General features: G+C 69.0%; 13 protein-coding genes and 1 pseudogene. 8 read left to right on the top strand and 6 right to left on the bottom strand.

Translation table 11 applies throughout. From position 1 onward, the window contains the following. Positions 1-18 precede the first annotated feature (18 nt). Together MHA02_RS15775 and MHA02_RS15770 are read left to right on the top strand one after the other, a co-directional pair. A pseudogene (locus tag MHA02_RS15775) lies at positions 19-286 on the top strand (type II toxin-antitoxin system ParD family antitoxin). A 274-nt stretch (positions 287-560) separates the two neighbouring features. After that, on the top strand, positions 561-1,895 hold the full coding sequence (locus MHA02_RS15770) for an adenylate/guanylate cyclase domain-containing protein (protein WP_238180216.1): 1,335 nt from the start codon (positions 561-563) through the stop codon (positions 1,893-1,895). A gap of 73 nt (positions 1,896-1,968) precedes the next feature. On the opposite strand, the gene MHA02_RS15765 is transcribed toward MHA02_RS15770, so the two are convergent. After that, positions 1,969-2,256, bottom strand: coding sequence for a hypothetical protein (locus MHA02_RS15765; protein ID WP_147080340.1), 288 nt, complete (start codon positions 2,254-2,256; stop codon positions 1,969-1,971). Positions 2,257-2,565: 309 nt separating this feature from the next. Here MHA02_RS15765 and MHA02_RS15760 point away from each other — a divergent pair, with 309 nt between their 5' ends. Further along, entirely contained in the window at positions 2,566-2,814 is a 249-nt protein-coding gene (locus MHA02_RS15760; RefSeq protein WP_238180215.1) for a hypothetical protein, read from the top strand. Positions 2,815-3,017: 203 nt separating this feature from the next. Next, complete coding sequence (gene selA / locus MHA02_RS15755; protein WP_147080338.1) at positions 3,018-4,430, top strand: L-seryl-tRNA(Sec) selenium transferase; 1,413 nt, start codon at positions 3,018-3,020, stop codon at positions 4,428-4,430. A gap of 9 nt (positions 4,431-4,439) precedes the next feature. On the opposite strand, the gene MHA02_RS15750 is transcribed toward selA, so the two are convergent. Next, entirely contained in the window at positions 4,440-7,883 is a 3,444-nt protein-coding gene (locus MHA02_RS15750; protein WP_147080337.1) for an SbcC/MukB-like Walker B domain-containing protein, read from the bottom strand. A 187-nt stretch (positions 7,884-8,070) separates the two neighbouring features. Between MHA02_RS15750 and MHA02_RS15745 the strand changes: the two genes are divergently transcribed. Further along, complete coding sequence (locus MHA02_RS15745; protein ID WP_147080335.1) at positions 8,071-8,505, top strand: hypothetical protein; 435 nt, start codon at positions 8,071-8,073, stop codon at positions 8,503-8,505. A 15-nt stretch (positions 8,506-8,520) separates the two neighbouring features. Here the strand turns inward: MHA02_RS15745 and MHA02_RS15740 are convergent, their stop codons facing one another. Next, on the bottom strand, positions 8,521-8,757 hold the full coding sequence (locus tag MHA02_RS15740; protein ID WP_147080333.1) for a hypothetical protein: 237 nt from the start codon (positions 8,755-8,757) through the stop codon (positions 8,521-8,523). A 159-nt stretch (positions 8,758-8,916) separates the two neighbouring features. On the opposite strand from MHA02_RS15740, the gene fae reads away from it, so the two are divergent. After that, positions 8,917-9,456 (top strand): formaldehyde-activating enzyme, encoded by a 540-nt coding sequence (fae, locus tag MHA02_RS15735; RefSeq protein ID WP_147080497.1) that lies wholly within the window; start codon positions 8,917-8,919, stop codon positions 9,454-9,456. Between the two features lie 202 nt (positions 9,457-9,658). On the opposite strand, the gene MHA02_RS15730 is transcribed toward fae, so the two are convergent. From MHA02_RS15730 to MHA02_RS15720, 3 genes are all read right to left on the bottom strand, one after another. Next, a complete protein-coding gene (locus MHA02_RS15730) occupies positions 9,659-10,882 on the bottom strand; it encodes an adenylate/guanylate cyclase domain-containing protein (RefSeq protein WP_147080331.1) in 1,224 nt (407 codons plus the stop codon). Positions 10,883-10,946: 64 nt separating this feature from the next. Then, positions 10,947-12,833: an ABC transporter ATP-binding protein gene (locus tag MHA02_RS15725; RefSeq protein WP_147080329.1), complete on the bottom strand. Its 1,887-nt coding sequence runs from the start codon at positions 12,831-12,833 to the stop codon at positions 10,947-10,949. A gap of 245 nt (positions 12,834-13,078) precedes the next feature. Then, entirely contained in the window at positions 13,079-13,489 is a 411-nt protein-coding gene (locus tag MHA02_RS15720; protein WP_147080327.1) for a cupin domain-containing protein, read from the bottom strand. A gap of 264 nt (positions 13,490-13,753) precedes the next feature. Between MHA02_RS15720 and MHA02_RS15715 the strand changes: the two genes are divergently transcribed. Both MHA02_RS15715 and MHA02_RS15710 read left to right on the top strand, forming a co-directional pair. After that, a complete protein-coding gene (locus tag MHA02_RS15715; RefSeq protein ID WP_147080325.1) occupies positions 13,754-14,203 on the top strand; it encodes a tRNA (cytidine(34)-2'-O)-methyltransferase in 450 nt (149 codons plus the stop codon). Positions 14,204-14,350: 147 nt separating this feature from the next. Next, positions 14,351-17,587 (top strand): glycosyltransferase, encoded by a 3,237-nt coding sequence (locus tag MHA02_RS15710; RefSeq protein WP_170249301.1) that lies wholly within the window; start codon positions 14,351-14,353, stop codon positions 17,585-17,587. The last annotated feature ends 130 nt before the right edge of the window (positions 17,588-17,717 follow it).

Here is a 17,717-nt window from a genome sequence, read left to right as displayed (position 1 = left end):
CGCCGAGGAGACGCCCTCATGGCGCGCAATACGTCGATCTGGCCCGGTGATCATTTCGCTCGGTTCATCGACCGGCAGGTCGATGGCGGACGCTACGGCTCGGCCAGCGACGTCATGCGCTGGCCTGCGCCTGCTGGAGGAGCAGCAGACGCGGCTCGACACGCTTCACCTTCAGGCCGCGCTGATCGAGGGTGAGGCCAGCGGGACGCCTGAGACCGAACACGATCGTAGCGAGACCGAAGAGGCCCACTGCCATCAGCCGGCTGGGCGGGTAAGCGGGCGGTAGGCGAGCCAGGCAGCGACGACGATCCGCGTCGCCGGAAGTCGCCGTTGCGGACAAGCGACCAGCCGCGGCACGGAGGCGATGTCCTTGCGGGCCGGCTTGCAATGCAGGCTGTGCGTGCGTCAAGCACGGCATGGATGGGTATGGCGTGTGAGGACGTCTGCCCCTTGAGCATGCAGCCAGTTCAGCGCGCTCGTGGGTATGGGTGCTGCACGACGGTGCCGGGAAACCGGATCCACCTCCCCGCATCATGCCTCAGGGAGAACACGGAATTTCGATGGATCAGGACCACGACGGTTCTCGGAGGCTCGAGACGAACGGCCATGGCGAGGCGGCGAGCGCGCTCCGGCTGCTGCAGGCGGCCTCTGGCCGGCGCCTGCTCGCCATGCACGCGCTCATCGTCGTGGTGCTGCTCGCCACCGCGCAGAACTACGACGGCTCGATCCATCCGATCAGCCACTGGATCGTGCTCGTCGCCTACGCGCTCTGCTCCCTCGGGCTCGGGCTCGCCGAGCGCTGGGACCGCAACGGCAAGGAGCGCACCGGCTCGGGCTTCGCGAGCCGCAGGGCCGAGGGGCTGGCCTGGGCCTCGACGGCGCTGAACGCGGGCGTCGCGATCTATGTCGAGATCGAGCATCTCCTCGTCGGCGCTGCGGCCGGCTTCGACGATGCGGCCGGCGCGGTGAGCAAGTTGCCGGCCTTCCTGCTGCTGCTGCAGACCGGGCTGACGATGCGGGTCTCCCACACGGTGGCCTTCGCCGCCGCCGTGACGCTGGCCTGGAGCGGTACCATCCTCCTCGCCATCCGACAGGAAGCGCTCCTCGGCCCGCATGTCAGCCTGTCGGACGAGGCGCCGGCCTTGCTGACATTCATCGCCGCGAGCTTCGTGGTGGTCGACGGCGTCCGCCGCCTGCGCGGCGCGGTGACGATGGCGCTACGCCTCGAACACGAGCGCACCATGCTCGCCCGCTTCGTCCCCGGCAGCGTCGCGGTGGAACTCGCCCGCGAGGGCGGCCTCGGCACCGTCAGGGAGCGGCATGCCTGCCTGTTCGCGTTGGACATCCGCGGCTTCTCGGCACTCACGCGCGAGCAGCCGCGCCAACAGGTCGTGCAGGCGTTGCTCGACATACGCGCCCTGGCTCATGCCAGCGTCACGCAACATGACGGCATCGTCGACAAATATATCGGCGACGGGGTGCTGGCCCATTTCCTGGTGGGATCGCCGGAGCGTCAGGCGCGGGCTGCGCTCGACGCCGCCTTGACGATCCGTGTGCGTCTCGACGCCCTCAACCAGAAGCGTCGGATGGGGAACCTGCCGCCGCTCGCGATCACCATCGCGCTCCATGCCGGCCACGTGCTCGCGGGCGTCTTCGACGACGGCCTGCGGGCGGAGTTCACCGTGCTCGGGCCGGCCATGAACATGCTGGCCCGCCTCGAGGCGCAGGCCAAGTCCGAGGATCTCGCCCTCGCCGCGTCCGACGACGTCGTGAAACTCCTCGCCGGACGACTACCGCCCGGGCTCCGGACCATCCGCGCCGCCGCGAACGACGCCGTCACGGAAAGCGCTCCGAGCCTTTATGCGATCACGCACGAGGTCCCGGTTCCAGCTTGAATTCCTGGACCCCGGACACGAATAAGCCCGCACGGCGTCTGCCATGCGGGCCGCTCTTGTATGTGGCCGCGGATCAGCGGGCGCGGCGACCGGTCGAACCCGTCGTCCACTGCGGGTCCGCCAGACGGCTGCGGACATTGTGGGCACCGGCATTCTCGGAAAGCATCGGTGCGCCGAGGATCTGGCCGGTGCTGTTGCGCTGCGAGTGGGCCGAACGCGGGTCGTGGTACGGGTCGGTGACGTAGGAGCTCATGTGGGCGCCACCAGCGACCTCGCGGCTTCCGCCGGAGTTTTCGGCCTGAGCGGCCATGGGGAGGACGAGGGCGCCAGTCAGGATGGCGAGGGCAGCGATGCGCTTCATGGATCAGCTCTCTCTTCTGAAATCACTCGCCACTAGACCCGATGGCCTGTGGCTACAAATTCAAGATAGCTGAATATACGCCAAGTACACGTGCGATTTGTCACCCAATAATACTTCAGGTTTAATCCATGCAACTTGTGCAAGAGGTGCAATTTCACACCCTGCAGCGTTTCGAAGAAGAATGTTCGGGATTAACCGGCTAAGCCGGGCGCTCCCATCCATGAGTGCGTCCAAGTCCTCGGTCCCCCCACGAAACCAGATGCGCCTTTCCAGCGCTCGACCCGGGGTGATACGGAAAGCGGAGCCGCGATGGGCGCGGCGGAGACGACAGCCGGTGCCGAGGCGCGCGACGCCATGAAGGGCTATGCAGCCAATGCGCAGATCATGGCGGACGTTGCCGCCGTGATCGAGCAGGCCCGCCTCGAAGGCCGCGACCTCGCGACGGCTTTGCGTATCGCCCGCGTGACGCTCGCCTATGTCAGCGGCCCGAACCCCGATCCGGAACAGGCCAAAGCTCTCGAAAGCTTCGATCAGCACCTGAAGACGATCGCGGACTGATCGAGCTCAGCCCATCTGCGCGATCAGCGTCACCGCGCCGAAGATCAGCACGGCCGCCACGGCGAGCGCCATGAGGATCAGTTGCGGGCGCGATTCACGCAAAGGATCGTCGTTCATCCGACAGATCTAGATGATGGCGCGGCGACGCGGAAGCGCAGCCGGCCATCGATCACCGCATCGTTTCATTCTGCTATGCTCGCGGCATGAACGCCAACGCCCCGCCGCCGGCCTCGGCAACCCCTGCCAGGCCGCCCTCCGTCGAGAGCCTGCTTGCCGCGACCGAGGCCGTCCCCAGCCTCGCGGCCTACGGGCGAAGCGCCGTGCTGCACGCCGTCCGGGCGGTTCTGGCGGATGCACGGTCCGGCGGCGAGGCCCTGGCCGACACGCCGGCTATTCTCGCCCGCGTCGAAAACCGGCTCGTCGACGAGAACCGGCCGTCGCTGCGTCCGGTCTTCAACCTCACCGGCACGGTGCTGCACACCAATCTCGGCCGGGCGCCGCTGCCGCCGGAGGCCGCCGAGGCGGTCTCGCGGGTGATGCTGCAGGCCTCGAATCTCGAATACGATCTCGCCCGCGGCGAGCGGGGCGAGCGCGACGACCATGTCGAGGGGCTGATCTGCCGCCTCACCGGCGCGGAGGCCGCGCTCGTCGTCAACAACAACGCAGCGGCCGTGCTCCTGGTGTTGAATGCCCTCGCCATGGGCCGAGAGACCATCGTCTCGCGTGGCGAACTCGTCGAGATCGGCGGCACGTTCCGCGTGCCGGATGTGATGATGCGTGCCGGCAGCCGCCTACGCGAGGTCGGCACCACCAACCGCACGCATCTGCGCGACTATGCCGAAGCGATCGGCCCCGAGACCGGCCTCGTCATGAAGGTCCACCAGAGCAACTACGAGATCCGCGGCTTCACGGCCGAGGTCGAGGAGGCGGCTTTGGGCCGGCTTTGCGCGGAGCGGCGCGTCCCGTTCGCGGTGGATCTCGGCAGCGGCAACCTGATCGATTTTTCCGCCTACGGCCTGCCGCCCGAGCCGACGGTGCGCGAGGCGGTGGCAAACGCCGATCTCGTCACCTTCTCCGGTGACAAGCTGCTCGGCGCGGTTCAATGCGGCATCGTCGCGGGGCGGCGGGAGGTCCTCGCCGGCATCCGCAGGAACCCGCTGAAGCGGGCGCTGCGCGTCGACAAGATGACCTATGCGGCGCTCGAAGCGGTGCTGCGGCTCTACCTGCACCCAGAACGCCTGCACGAGCGCCTCCCGGCTTTGCGGCTTCTCACCCGCAAGGCAGCGGAGATCGAGGCGCAGGCGCAGCGGCTGCTGCCGAAGGTCGCGGCGCGGATGGGTGAGCGGGCGCGGGTCACCGCCGAGCCCTGCGCGAGTCAGATCGGCTCCGGCGCACTCCCGGTGGAGACGCTGCCCAGCGCCTGCCTCGCCTTCCGGCCGCCCGAGGAGGGGCGTGGTGAAGGCGCTTGGCTGAAGCGGCTGTCCGAAAAATTTCGCGGATTGCCGACACCGGTGATCGGCCGGATCAGCGACGGCGCGCTCCGGCTCGACCTGCGAACGCTGGAGGACGAGGCGGGGTTCTTGGCGCAGTTCGACGGGCTCGATCGCCCTGCCTGACGGCAGAAACTATTCGGCGGCATTCGCCACCCGAAACGCCTCGATCCCCTGCCGCTCGGGATTGATCGCCGCGAGCGCGCGCTTCGCCGCCTCCAGCGGGTGCTCGGACTCGATGCGGACGGAGGCGAGGTCGGGGCTCTTGTAGACCGTGACGATGGTGTCCATCACCTCGGTGAGCGTGGTGCGCTTGTCCTCGGGGGCGGCGATCAGAAGCTGCAGCCCCCAGGCGTGAAAGAGATCGACCAGCGCCTGGCTGTTGCGCACGTCGAGCTTGGAAAAAGCCTCGTCGAGGAGGCACAGGCCAAGGCCGGGATGCTCCTCGCCGGGGCGATCTCCCGGGTAGTAGGCGGAGGCGAGCGAGGCGGCGATGGCGACGTAGAACGGGGCCTGCGCCTCGCCGCCGGAGCCGCGGGTGGCGCGGTTCGAGAGGGTGGTGCGGTTGCCGAACCCGTCCCGCATGCCGATCTCGTAGACGAAGTAATTGCGGTAATCGGCGAGCCGCGCGGCGCTCTCCTCGCCAGCGATCAGCGCCGTGATCTCCTCCATCGCGACTGACAACGGGCCGTCCTCGACCTCTGGCAGCACCGCCTGCGCGGCGTCGGGCGAGCGGGCGACTTCGGTGGCGAGCGCATGGACGGCGGCGTAGCGGCGATCCACCACCGCCTCGAAGGCGTAGGTCTGGCCGGTGAACTTTTGGGAGGACAGGCGCTCGTTGAGGGCGTCGAGACGAGTCTTCACCCGCTCGAAGCGGTCGGCGAGACGGGTCAGGAGGTCTTCGGTCATCAGGCGGCGCATCTCGCGGTTCGCCCGCTCGGCCTGGTCGCGATAGCGGCGCAGCTCGTGGCCTTCGACCGACTCGAATTCGCGTCGGGCCCAGGCGTAGCCGAAAGCGGCGGTCGCCTCGTCGCGGCCGAGTGGATTGTCGATCCGGCGCTGCACGCAATACTCGGCAAGGTCGCGCTCGGCGGCACGTCCCTCGGTGCGAGCCGTCTCGGTCTCGCTGCGGGCGGAAGTGCGGGCAGCGCTCGCGACAGCGGCCAGTTCCTTCGAGTCGAGCCCCGCCAAGTCCCCCCGAAGCTCACGCAGCAGCGCCGGATCCAGGGCCTCGGAACGCGCCATCCGAATTCGCAACGAGTCGCCGCCGGCCCAGCGGGCGTAGGCCGTGCGCCTTGCGCCGAGCGCGGCGCGGGCCGCATCCCGCGCCGAACCGAGCTTCGCCTTCAGCCCCGCCTCCTCGGCCAGAATCCCGTCGCGCTTGGGCTCCAGCACCTGGACCAGTTCGGTGAGATAGGCCGAGCGCTCCTTGGTCAGCGCGCGGATCTCGGCCTCCAGCGCACCGGTATCGGCTTGCTTGAGCTGTTCGTGCTCCGTGGTCAGGCTTCGGCGGCGACCCTCGATCGTGTCGATCTCATCGCGCAGGGCGGCGACGTCGAGATTGGCACTCGCGAGGCGGGTGCGGAGCGATGCCGCCGTGCGGGCGGCCTCGCGCATCACGGTCGCCTCGCCGCGCAGACGCCGCGCGTCCTCGACGGCGGTTTCGAGGTTGCGGCGGCCCTCCGCCGTCGGGCCGCGCTGGCCGCGGGTCATCATCAGCTGTACCGGGCGCACCACCGAGTAGGCCATGCCCGATGTCGAGCGGCCGCTCGGCGCGACGGCGCGACTCATGTGCGCGAGTGCGGCATCGTTCGGGGCGAGGTCGTAACCGCCGAGACGGGCGGCCAGGAACGCCTCGGCGTGGTCGCTGTCGGTTTCGATCAGTCCGAGCGGACCATCGTCGAAGCGCCGGGCCGTGCGGCGGGCGGTGTCGGTCGTCTTGACGAGGAGGCAGCGATAGAACCGGGCCTTCTGCGCCTCGAGCAGGCCGAACGCCTTGCCGAGCCGGTCGGGATCCACCACCAGCGCCTCGCGGGCGCTGCCGAGCAGGCCTTCGAGCGCCGGCCCCCAGGCCGGGTCGGTGATCTCGGCGAGTTCGCAGATCGGCGTCGCGTCGATGCCGATCCGGGCGAGCTCGTCGCGAAACGCCAGCGTGTGGGGCGAGAGTCGGCCGGCGCTGCCGTGGCCCGAGGAGAAGGCGGCGGCGAGCGCCTGCGCCTCCTTCTCCTGCGTGCGCGCACGGATGGCGAGGTCCTCCGCGGCCTCGTCGAGACCGGCCGCGATGTCGGGCAGGTCGGCAAGCCCGGCGAGGAGGCGCCCGAGCACGCCGTCGGCGCGCAGGGTCTCTTCCGGCGGGGCATCGCGGCGCAACCCCGAGCGAGAGCAGGAATCGATGAGGCGGGCGGCCTCCGGCGCGCTCGCGCGTATCGTGGCGGAGACGGTGGCCAGCCGTCCGGCCTCCTGCACCAGCCCGACGAGTTCGGCGACGCGGGCGGCGAGGTCGCGCCGGTCGCGGGCGAGCATGGCGAGGCCGGCATTCGAGGCGGCGAGCCGCCCCTCGGCCGCGCTGCCGATGACGAGGGCCTTGCGCTGGGCGATCTCGGAGTCGATCTCGCGCACGAAACCATGGCTGGTGGCGACGCTCTCACGGGCGATGCGCAGCGCGTCCCCCGTTTCGGCGAGCCGCTGGCGCGCGCCGGTCCAGTCGACGATGCGGCGGCGGAGATCCGCGCTCGCGGCCCGCATCTCGTCGAAGGCCCCTGCGAGACTCGCCTCGGCCCAGGTCTCGTAGCGCCCGACGATGCGGCGCAGGTGCGAGAGGCGGGTCTCCAGTTCCTCGATGGTCTCGCAGAGCCGGCGCCAGTTCTCCACCGATTGCCGGATGCGGGCGACGTCCAGCGGCGCCGGCTCCAGCACGAAGCTCTTCACGAAGGCGCTCGGGTCGAAGATCGGCTTGAACGCGACTGCATTGGAGAAGGTGCGCAGGAAGTGCCGCGGCTCGGGCGCCGCCGCGCCCTCGCGCATCAGGGCCAGCACCTCGGCGGTGAAGCGCTCGCCCGACGAGCGGAACTGCTCGAAGCGCTCGGCCCGGCGGTTGAGGTCGGCGGCGATCTCGCTCCACGGCGCGACGAAGCTGCCGCGGTCGGTCTCGCGGACGTAGTCGGCGATCTCGAAACGGTGGCCGACGGCGATGAACCGCGAGATCGTCTCCTCGCGCTGCTCGTCGGAGCGAGCGGCGAGCGCCAGCCCGACCGAGACGATGCGCCCGCTCGCCGCGCTCTCGAAGGTGAGCGCGATGACCGTCTCGCAGGATTCCCGGGTCGGCCGGCCGCCCTCGGCCGGGTCGCTGATCCAGCCGAGGCAATAGTCGCGGACCGTGCGCGAGGAGCGGCCCGAGGCGGAGGCGTTCAGCGCGAGGCGGCTGGCGTTGTTGCCGGCGAGCACCGTGCCGACGGCGTCGAAGATCGTCGACTTGCCCGCGCCCGTCGGCCCGACGAGCGCAGCGGCGCCCCGGATCCGGATCTGCTGGCGGCGGATCAGGTACCAGTTCGAGAGCGCGATGTCGGTGAGGAGGTACAAACGCGGATTGGCCGATGGTATCTGTCGAGTGTGCCGGCAGAGCTACAGGATTCGACCGCCGTTCGGGAGTCACCTCAAAGACAGCGTCCGGCGAATCACGCAGCCGCCGGCCCGCCCCGGGCTTGACCGCACAAGCGTAGCTGTTTCAATGCGCCGTCATTCGGGAATGGGTGTGGGAGGCGACGACATGCAGCGGTTCGCGATCCTGCTCGGCCTCGGCTTCGCCCTCTCCGGCTGCACCGGCTTCGAATATATCTCGAAGACCTACGTCTCCCTGCCCGCGCAGGTGGTGACGATCGGCTGCAACGAGCCCTACGAAGTCTACGACAACCGCCAGCGCCGGCGTCTGCTCGTCGTCTCGAATTCACTGCGCGAGGTCGCGGGCTGCGGCATCGGCGAGCGCAGCGAGGGGCGCGATCCGGCGGCCTCCCGCGCCGAGCGCTTCCGGACTGCCGCCCGCGCCTTCCTCGACGAGACCGTACGCGAGGATTGCCGGATCACTGGGGAAACGGTCTTTGCCGATCTCCAGACCGAGTTCGCCTATAGCTGCGAGGTGCCGATCGAAAAGCGCGGCACCAAGACCCCGCGCCTGCCGGGCCGCGGCCGCGTCGGGACGATGTGAGCGGGCGAACGCCGCTTAAACGTCGTCCGTCGCAGATGTGAAAGTCCGCTCCGTCGCGTCCCCCGCCGCCGCCAGCAGCGCCCGAGCGAAGGCCCTCGCTTCCGTCCGATCGAGGCTGAGCACGGCGGTCACCGGCTGACCGCCGACATCGGGCAGGCCGAGTTCGAGCCGCACGCCGTCGCCCTCGGCTCGAGCCGACAGGCTCCAGCCCCGCTCGCCGGTCGAAGATCTGCCGCCGCCCGGCCCGCTCATCGTCACGTCCTCCGCCCGCCCCTTGCATGACCGATCGGTGCGCCGGAGACCAGAGGGCGATGCGCGGAGGGGAATTGACGGGCGGTGTGCGGGATGGTGTCTGCGCCCGGCTCGCGCCGCTCCCCGGCGCAACCCTTCTTCACGCAGGACGCGACGACAATGGCCGAGATCTGGTTCCGCACGGGCGAAGCGACGGTCCTCGCCGCCGAGGGGCAGTTCACCGATGCGATGCCGGAGGTGCTGATCGGCTCGACCCGCGGTCCGGTGGGTCAGGCCTTCGCCGGCATGATGGGGCAGGTCCAGGGCCATACCCGCATGTTCGTGGTGCGCGACCTCAATCAGCTGGTGCGCCCCTCCACGATGATGACCACCAAGGTCACGATCCATACGGCCGAGTATGCCGAGCTGCTCGGCGGCGTGGTCCAGGCCGCCACGGGGGACGCCATCGTCGATTGCGTGATCGAGGGCATCCTGCCGAAGGACGGCCTCGACGAACTCTGCATGATCATCATGATCTGGCTCGACGAGCGCTGCGGCAGCGACCCGAACGTCGATCGCAAGGACCTTTACCGCACCAACTACGAGGCGACGAAGCTCGCCATCGGCCGCGCCATGAAGGGCGAGCCCACGATCGACGAGCTGATCGCCAACCGCAAGACGGTGAAGCACTACGCGCTGGAAGACGTGATCGAGTACTGATCGTCGCTGGCCCAGCCCTTCCCCGGATGCCTTCAGGGGAGCGAGAGGCGTCCGGGACCCGGCGTGAGGCGGGCCGCGTAGCGGTTCGGTACGAACGGCGAATTTGTATCGACGCTTCGCGCCATTGCCGTGCCGGATCCCGGATATGGTTCCGCTGACGCCTCACCCATCCGGCAAGGGGCATCTGTTCGGACCGAAAGGCCTATCCGGGCACAGCTCCGGTCTGCACCTCATCCCCTAACCCCGGCAAAGTCCACAGCCGCTGCGGGCTCGCGAGCCCGCGCAGTTGCACCGTGCCGACCTCTTCGAAGTGCCGCCCGCAACGCGTCGCGAAGGAATCCGAGATCAGCAAGGCGCGGCCGAAACTCTGACAGTGGCCCTCGATCCGGCTCGCCTCGTTCACCGCCCGCCCGATCAACGTAAAATCGAGACGCCGGCCGGTGCCGACATTGCCGTAGACCACCTCGCCGAAATGCAGAACGAGATCGGCCGCGAGTTCCGGCAGACCGGCGGTCCGCCGCCGCGCGTTCAAGGCGACGTTGGCCGCGATAGCCTCTGTCGCGGCCGTGAGCGCCTGGGCGCAGACGCTACAGGGCAGATCGTTGGCGTCGGGCACGGGGAAGGCCGCGAGAAAACCGTCGCCGAGGAATTTCAGGATCTCACCGCCGTTGTTGGAGACGGGATCGCCCAGCGCGTCGAAATGCTCGTTGAGCCATCCGACCACCTCGAGGGGGTCGGCGCGGTCGGACAGGGTCGTGAAGCCGCGCAGATCGGTCAGCAGGATCGCCGCCGGTATGGTGCGGCCCTGTCCGCGCCGGATGTTTCCGTCGAGGACCTGGCCCGCCGCTGCAGGGCCGACATAGGTGCCGAGCACGTCGCGCAGCGTGTGCGCGAGCAGCAGGCGGGCTACGGCGAGGCCGAGCGTCGGCACGATCGCCGCGAACACGGCCACCGCAGCCTCGTCGAAACCGTCGGGGTCCCGGGTGGCGAAGGAGATGGCGACGCCGCGCAAGGCCGTGCCCGGCGCGTAGGTCACCACGTGCAGCAGGTAGTCGGTGCCGCCCAGATCCCTGAGAGCCTGCAGGAGCGGGAAGCGCGTGTCGTTGCGCAGGGTATCGAGGCGGTAACGGGTCGACGGCTCGCCGCTCTCGATGAGGGCGAAGATCGGGCTCTGCCGCCACTCGATGTCGCTCCGGTCGTGCGGGATGAAGACCGGAGTGAGGCCCTCCTGCGCGAACCAGTGAAGGGCGATGCTGCGGTGAGCCGGGTCGAGGGTCGCGCTCGACACGCTGAAGCGCCATAGCGGCAGCCCCGCATCGCAGAGCCGCCGGCAGACGCCGTCGAGCAGCGAGTCGCCATCGTCGCTGACGGTGGCACGCCGGATGATCCAGGCGCAAAGGTCTTCGGTCAGTCGTTCGGTGTCCATCGGGCCGCTCGGGCGTCGTTCGGCACTCCTTACCGCATGATTCTCACGCTCGGCGAACCCGCGCTCACTCCGCCGCCGTCGCGTCGAGACTGCGGGCATCGTTGGCGCTCGCGGCGCCATCCCCCAAGAACCCGCCGGATTGGCGCTGCCAGAGCCGCGCGTAGAGACCACCCGAGCGGATCAGTTCGGCATGCGAGCCCTCTTCGACGATCGCGCCCTTGTCGACGACGATCAGCCGGTCCAGCGCCGCGATGGTCGAGAGTCGGTGAGCGATGGCGAGCACGGTCTTGCCCTGCATCAGGGTGTCGAGGCTGTCCTGGATCGCCGCCTCGACCTGCGAATCGAGCGCCGAGGTCGCCTCGTCGAGGATCAGGATCGGCGCATCCTTCAGGATGACGCGGGCGATGGCGACGCGCTGGCGCTGGCCGCCCGACAGCTTCACGCCGCGCTCGCCGACCTGCGCGTCGTAGCCGCGCCGGCCCTTGTGGTCGACCAGATCGGCGATGAAGCCGTCGGCCTGGGCGAGGCGTGCGGCCCGCTCGATCTCGGCTTCCGAGGCCTCGGGATTGCCGTAAGCGATGTTATCGCGGATCGAGCGGTGCAGCAGCGAGGTGTCCTGGGTCACCATCGCAATCGAACCGCGCAGCGAATCCTGAGTGACCCCGGCGATGTCCTGGCCATCGATCAGGATGCGGCCGCCCTCGACGTCGTGAAGGCGCAGGAGCAGCGCGGTGATCGTGGTCTTGCCCGCGCCGCTGACGCCGACGAGCCCGACCTTTTCGCCCGGCCTGATCCGGAACGACAGGTTCTCGATGATCGAGGCATCGCCGCGGCCATAGTGGAAGTCGACGCCCTCGAATCGGATGTCGCCACCAGAAACCTCGAGCGTGCCGGCATTCGGCGCATCGACCAGGGCGTGCGGGCGCGAGACCGTGGCCATGCTCTCCTGGATCACGCCGACATTCTCGAACACGCCGCGCACGGTCTGCATGACCCAACCCGACATCGCGAGGAGCCGCATCACCAGTGCGAGCCCGGCCGCGGCCTCGCCGGTGGTCATGGCATTGTCGCGCCAGAGCATGAAGCAGACGGATGCCGTCGCGACGAGCAGGACGCTGTTCAGCACACCGAGCAGCGTGGTGGTCAGCGTGGTCAACCGGAACTGGTGGAGATAGGCCGCCGTGTTGGCGTCGACCGCCTCGCGCACCGCCGCGCGCTCCTCGCGGTCGCGGGCGAAAAGCTTGACGGTGAGAATGTTGGTGTAGCTGTCGACGACGCGGCCGACGAGGGTGGAGCGGGTCTCGGCGCTCTTGTGCGAGCGCTTGCGGGCACGCGGCACGAACCAGGTCGTCAGCGCCGCATAGGCCACGACCCAGACGATCACGGGCAGGGCCAGCCAGAACGAGATCGAGCCGAACAGGCCGATCGCGGTGATGGCATAGATCGCGACGTAGAGCAGCGTGTCGATGAAGGTGACGGCGAGTTCGCGCACCGCCGGCCCGACCTGCACGATGCGGTTCGCCAACCGCCCGGCGAAGTCCGACTGGAAATACGAGAGCGAGTGTCCGAGCGTGTAGAGATGCGTGCGCCAGCGAATCTGGCTCGACGTCTGAGGCACCAGAAGCTGGTTCGCGCACAACTCGTGCAGCCAGATCGAGACGGGGCGCACCAAGAGCAACAGCACCAGCGCCAACCCGATCTGGGTTCCGTTCTCGGCGAGCACGGTGGTGCGGTCGGCCCCGTTCATCAGGTCGATGAACCAGCGCATCAGCAGGTAGAGCGACGCCTCGATGGTGCCGGCCACGATGGCGGTCACGAGCAGGATCGCCAGCGCGAACCGGATCGGCTTGAGATAGAAGCCGACGAACCCCATCACGGTCTTCGGCGGCATCTGCCGGTCGTCGAACGGAGCGAACGGGTCGATGCGGCGCTCGATCCAGTCGAGAAACATGCGTTGGGTACCGGATGGGGCGGGAGAGCCAGACTTAAGCCACCCTGGCGATCAGCCAAGTCCGCTGCGATGCCGCGGGCGGGCGACCCGACATGCGGCGGCCCACGCTATCCGGCCAATCCGACCGGCGGCGCGTTCCGTTCCCGGACGCCTGCAGCGGACCTATGGCGCATGTGCACCTGGCCTTCGGGCCAGAGCATGTCCTCACGGGGCCGAGGGGGGACGACCCGGCGTGCGACGGGGGCCTACGTCGGTGCTGGAACCGATGTCGCCAGAGGTTTTCCCTTCTGCACCGTGAATGTGACGAACAGTTTGGTTGCTTGCGATCCGTTCTTCAGCATGTGCGGGGTTTCAGACGCGGTCAGCCAGGAAAAGCCGGGCTTCATCGTCTTCGGCTCCTCGCCCTTGATGCGCAGTTCTGCGTCGCCTTCCAGCGTGTAGCCCGCCTCGGTGCCGGGATGGGTGTGCCAATCGAGAACGAAGTTCGGTTCCAGGTCGACGATCACTTCCAACGTTTCGTAGCCCTCGATCGGACCGTCTGTTCGCGCAGTGATCGTCCGCTTTATCCCGCTTGGCGTCTGCGCGGAGCCGTCATCCGCCACGAATCCAATCGCTGCGCAGATCGCGCAGCCAGTGAACATCCGCCTGCTCAGCATGCCTTCCTCCCCCTCGCGCGGAGCACACTCATATTCTTAGCCGACTCGGCGCACTTGCTCCATAAGGCCGGCCTGCAGCCCGCAGCATCGAGGGCGATCCGGGCCCCGCGCGAAAACGGCTGCGTCAGCGGCTCGATCCGAACGGCGCTGACGTCATGACGCTACGCGACATATCGTGCTGGGCTCAGGATCGGGTTTCGTTGCCACGCCACCCGTCCCGAGACGGGCGCTGGTGAAACCGAACAATCAGCCGGCAAGGGTTTCATGCTCCGCCTCGCCCTCTACCAACCCGACATCCCGCAGAACACAGGCACCATGCTGCGCATGGCGGCCTGCCTCGGCGCGGCCGTCGAGATCATCGAACCGGCGGGGTTCGACGTCTCGGACCGGCATCTGCGCCGCTCGGGGCTCGATTATCTCGACCATGTCGCCATCACCCGGCACCGGTCCTGGGCTGCCTTCGAGGCGTTGCGTCGCGAGGCCGGCATCCGGCTGGTGCTTGCGACGACTGCGGGCGCGGTGCCCTATACGGCACACGCCTTCCGCGACAGCGATTGCATCCTGGTCGGCCGCGAATCCGCCGGCGTGCCGGAAGCGGTCCACGCGGCGGCCGATGCGCGGGTTGTGGTGCCGATCCGTGAGGGCCTGCGCTCGCTCAACGTCGCGGTGGCGGCGGCCATGATCCTGGGCGAGGCGATCCGGCAGGTCGGCTGAGCGCGGCGCCCGTCGCTGGACCGGTCCCCGGTCGCGTTGTACCAAGCCCTCGCCTCCGGACGGACCATGGCGGGTCGCAGCCCGCGAGGACCCGTCGGCGCGGGGCACGGTCCCGGCGCAGCCCAGGCACCCGGATCGTCCCATCGCATGCGACTGCGTCGAATCGTTCGCCGCCTCACCTGGCATCGCAAGCTCGACCCGGCCCTGATCGCGACGGTGCGCAAGTCGGGCCTGTTCAACGCGCGCTGGTATCTCCGGCGCTATCCCGATGTGCGCGCCTACCCGGCCGGCCCGCTGGCGCATTTCTGCCAGCACGGGGTTCATGAGGGGAAGGATCCCGGCCCACTCTTCAGCAACGACGCATACGCGACGCGCGCGCCCGGCGTCGCGGCCTCGGGCGAGCCGCCCTTCCTGCACGCCATGCGCCGCCAGGAGCCGGACAACGCCTATCTTTGGACGCCCTCGACGGAAGAAGCCCTGCGGCCGGTGATCCTGGCGAGCGGACTGTTCGATCCCGAGTTCTACTTCGCTCAGAATCCGGACGTCGCGCGAACGACCTCCAAGCCGTTCGACCACTACATCCGCTACGGCCGCGTCGAGAACCGCGCGCCAGGGCCGTGTTTCGATCCGGAATATTACGCGGAGCTCTACCCGGAGTACCGGGTATTGTTTCCGACACCGATCGAGCATTTCGTCCTCTACGGACGCGCGCGCGGCTACGTCGGCAGCGGCGCCCCGCTCTACCAGCGCTGGATTGCCCTTCACGACGCGCTGACGCCAGAAGACGAAGCCGCGATCCGCGACGAGGCCGAGCGCGATCCGCTCCCGCCGGTCCAGGTGCTCTGCGTGCTCGACGCTGCGGCCGTGGCCGACCTGCCCCGCATCCTCGACGCCCTGCGCGACCAGATCGGTGCGAGCCGGCAGGCCACGCTCGTCCCTGCCATCGGCCTCCCCGCCGCGGTGTGGCGTGCTTGCGAAGGCAGCATTTCCAGCCAGCCGCAGGTGCGTTGCGCCGCCTCGCTCGATCGCGCCCTCGGCGAGTTCGCGGACGGCGTGACCGTCCTGCTCTGCGCCGGTGACGTGGTCCTGCGCCCGCACGCGGTCCATGCCTTCGCGCGCTGGCTGCGGGCGCATGGCGGCACGGCCGCCTATGCGGACCACGATCGCCTGACCGGCACGGACCGGACAGCGCCGGACTTTACGCCCACAATGTCGCCGGACTACCTGCGCCGCGTCGCCTATGCCGGGCCTGCCGTGGCGTTTCGCTCCGACGCCGTCACCCGCGACGCGCTCGTCGCCGCCTTCGCCGAAACGCACGCCAGCCCAGCTCTGCCGAGCGCCTTCCTGCGACGGCTCGATCCCGCCGCGGTCACGCGAGTGCCGTTCGTGCTCTCGCACCGACTTACCGCCGCACCGACGCCGCGCTTCGATGCCGTGGAAGCTGTGGCGGCCGGGCCGGGCGAGACACTCGCCAGCGTCAGCATCGTGATCCCGACGCGCGACAGGATCGAACTGCTGCGCCCCTGCATCGAGAGCATTCTGGCGCAGACCGACTACCCGGCCGACAGCCGCGAGATCATCGTCGTCGACAACGGCTCGGAACAGCAAGAGACGGCGGCATACTTTCGCGACATCGCGGCGCGCGGCGTCATCATCGTGCCGGCGCCCGGCCCGTTCAATTTTTCGGCGATCAACAACGCGGGCGTGGCCCGCTCGAACGCCGACATCCTGGTCTTTCTCAACAACGACACCACGGTGAACCGGGCCGACTGGCTAAAAAAGCTCGTGGCCCAGGCCCGGCGACCCGAGATCGGCGCAGTCGGGGCGACGCTGCTCTACCCGGACGACACCGTACAGCATGCCGGAGTCGTGCTGGGCGTCCACGGCGTCGGCATCCACCGGCATGCCGGCGTCCCGTACGATGCGGTCGAGACGGCGGACGTGACCCGCGAATTCTCCGCCGTCACCGGCGCCTGCCTCGCCATGCGCCGCGCACTGTTCTTCAACCTCGGCGGCTTCGATCCGAGCTTGGAGGTGAACTTCAACGACACCAAGCTCTGCGTGCAGGCGGTCGAGGCCGGCTATCGAAACCTCAACATCGCCGAGCCGCTGCTCTACCACCACGAGTCGAAGTCGCGCGGATACAACGACTCGGGTGCCAAGCTGAACCGCCTCTACCGGGAGGCCGCGACCCTGATCGCCCAGGTCCCGGCGATCTTCCGGGACGACCCGGCCTACAGCCCGAACCTGTCGTTGACTCGGCTCAATGATCCGGCCTTCCCGCCGCGGATCGTGCGGCCCTGGCGCAGGAGCCGGGAGGCGAAGCGCGTCCTGATGCTAAGCCTCGTCCATGGACAGGGCTTCGGCGTGCCGGTGGTGCTGGCGCAGCAGGCGGCGGCATTGCGCGCGCGCGGCTTCGAGGTGATCGTCGGCGGCCCCGTATCCGACCGCGACACCCAATATCCGGGCTGCCGCCGCATCGCGCTGGCCGATGCGCGGGCGGCGGCGAACTTCGCGGTGAGCGAGGGCGTCGATTGCGTCGTGGCGCATACGCAGCCGTTCTTCAGCGTCGCACGCCTGCTCGGACCCTACCCGCTCAGTTACGCCATGGATTACGGCGAGCCGAACCCGGACCTGTTTCCCGATCGCGTCGGCCGCGAGGCGGTCAACCGCGAAAAGCGGCTCTCGGCGGCCTTCGCGCAGCGCGTCTTCACGATCTCCCGGACGATCTACGGCGAGCAGTTCCGGCACGACGCCATCGTCGCCCGGATCGGCAGCACGCAGCTCGCCACCTGGAACGCCGACTGGGCCGGGCGCCGAGATGCTCTTCGGGAGCGCTACGGACTCGACGGCAAATTCCTGGTGCTCAACGTCTGCCGCTTCCAGGCGAGCGAGCGCCACTACAAGGGCATCGACCGCTACGTCGAGATCGCGCAGGAATTCGGCCTGCTCCATCCGGCGCTGAAGACCTCCTGCATCTTCGCACTCGCCGGACGTGGCGATCCGGCCGACGTCGCGCTGATGCAGACGGAGGGCCTGCGCGTGTTCTCGAACGTCTCGGACGCGGAGATGGCCGAGCTCTATGCGGCCGCCGACGCCTACGCGAATTTTTCGCGATGGGAGGGCTACAACCTCGGCATCGGCCAAGCGCTAGCCATGGGCCTGCCGGTGGTGGCCTCCGGCATCGAGGCGCACCGGGAATTCCCGATCGTCACCTCGAACTCCACCATCGAAGTCTGCGCCGAACTCGCCCGGCAGCACGCCGCCTGGGCCGAGGGGCCTGTGGAGCGCGCCGCGGTCCTGGAGCCGTGGCAGCCGTCGCTCGACCTGTTCTGCGACACCCTCGCCGCCGATTGCGCGGCGGCACCAGGGCCGTGGGGCTAGCGGAGCGCCCGCCTTCAAATCACAGCCTTTCCGTCATCCCGGGGCGCCGCAGGCGAAGCCGGGATCCACCCGACACGCTGTGGCCAGTCGTGGGTTCCGGGTTCCGCTACGCGGCCCCGGAATGACGGGT

This window comes from Methylobacterium haplocladii, from assembly GCF_007992175.1.
GTDB lineage: Bacteria > Pseudomonadota > Alphaproteobacteria > Rhizobiales > Beijerinckiaceae > Methylobacterium > Methylobacterium haplocladii.
Note: the sequence above shows the minus strand (reverse complement) of the source record. Positions and strands in the feature narration are given on the sequence as shown.

Bases quoted from the DNA above. Each gene is read 5' to 3' on its own strand.
- MHA02_RS15770 (WP_238180216.1), top strand. From the start codon at position 561: ATGGATCAGGACCACGACGGTTCTCGGAGGCTCGAGACGAACGGCCAT.
- MHA02_RS15765 (WP_147080340.1), bottom strand. From the start codon at position 2,256: ATGAAGCGCATCGCTGCCCTCGCCATCCTGACTGGCGCCCTCGTCCTC.
- MHA02_RS15760 (WP_238180215.1), top strand. From the start codon at position 2,566: ATGGGCGCGGCGGAGACGACAGCCGGTGCCGAGGCGCGCGACGCCATG.
- selA (WP_147080338.1), top strand. From the start codon at position 3,018: ATGAACGCCAACGCCCCGCCGCCGGCCTCGGCAACCCCTGCCAGGCCG.
- MHA02_RS15745 (WP_147080335.1), top strand. From the start codon at position 8,071: ATGCAGCGGTTCGCGATCCTGCTCGGCCTCGGCTTCGCCCTCTCCGGC.
- MHA02_RS15740 (WP_147080333.1), bottom strand. From the start codon at position 8,757: ATGAGCGGGCCGGGCGGCGGCAGATCTTCGACCGGCGAGCGGGGCTGG.
- fae (WP_147080497.1), top strand. From the start codon at position 8,917: ATGGCCGAGATCTGGTTCCGCACGGGCGAAGCGACGGTCCTCGCCGCC.
- MHA02_RS15730 (WP_147080331.1), bottom strand. From the start codon at position 10,882: ATGGACACCGAACGACTGACCGAAGACCTTTGCGCCTGGATCATCCGG.
- MHA02_RS15725 (WP_147080329.1), bottom strand. From the start codon at position 12,833: ATGTTTCTCGACTGGATCGAGCGCCGCATCGACCCGTTCGCTCCGTTC.
- MHA02_RS15720 (WP_147080327.1), bottom strand. From the start codon at position 13,489: ATGCTGAGCAGGCGGATGTTCACTGGCTGCGCGATCTGCGCAGCGATT.
- MHA02_RS15715 (WP_147080325.1), top strand. From the start codon at position 13,754: ATGCTCCGCCTCGCCCTCTACCAACCCGACATCCCGCAGAACACAGGC.
- MHA02_RS15710 (WP_170249301.1), top strand. From the start codon at position 14,351: ATGCGACTGCGTCGAATCGTTCGCCGCCTCACCTGGCATCGCAAGCTC.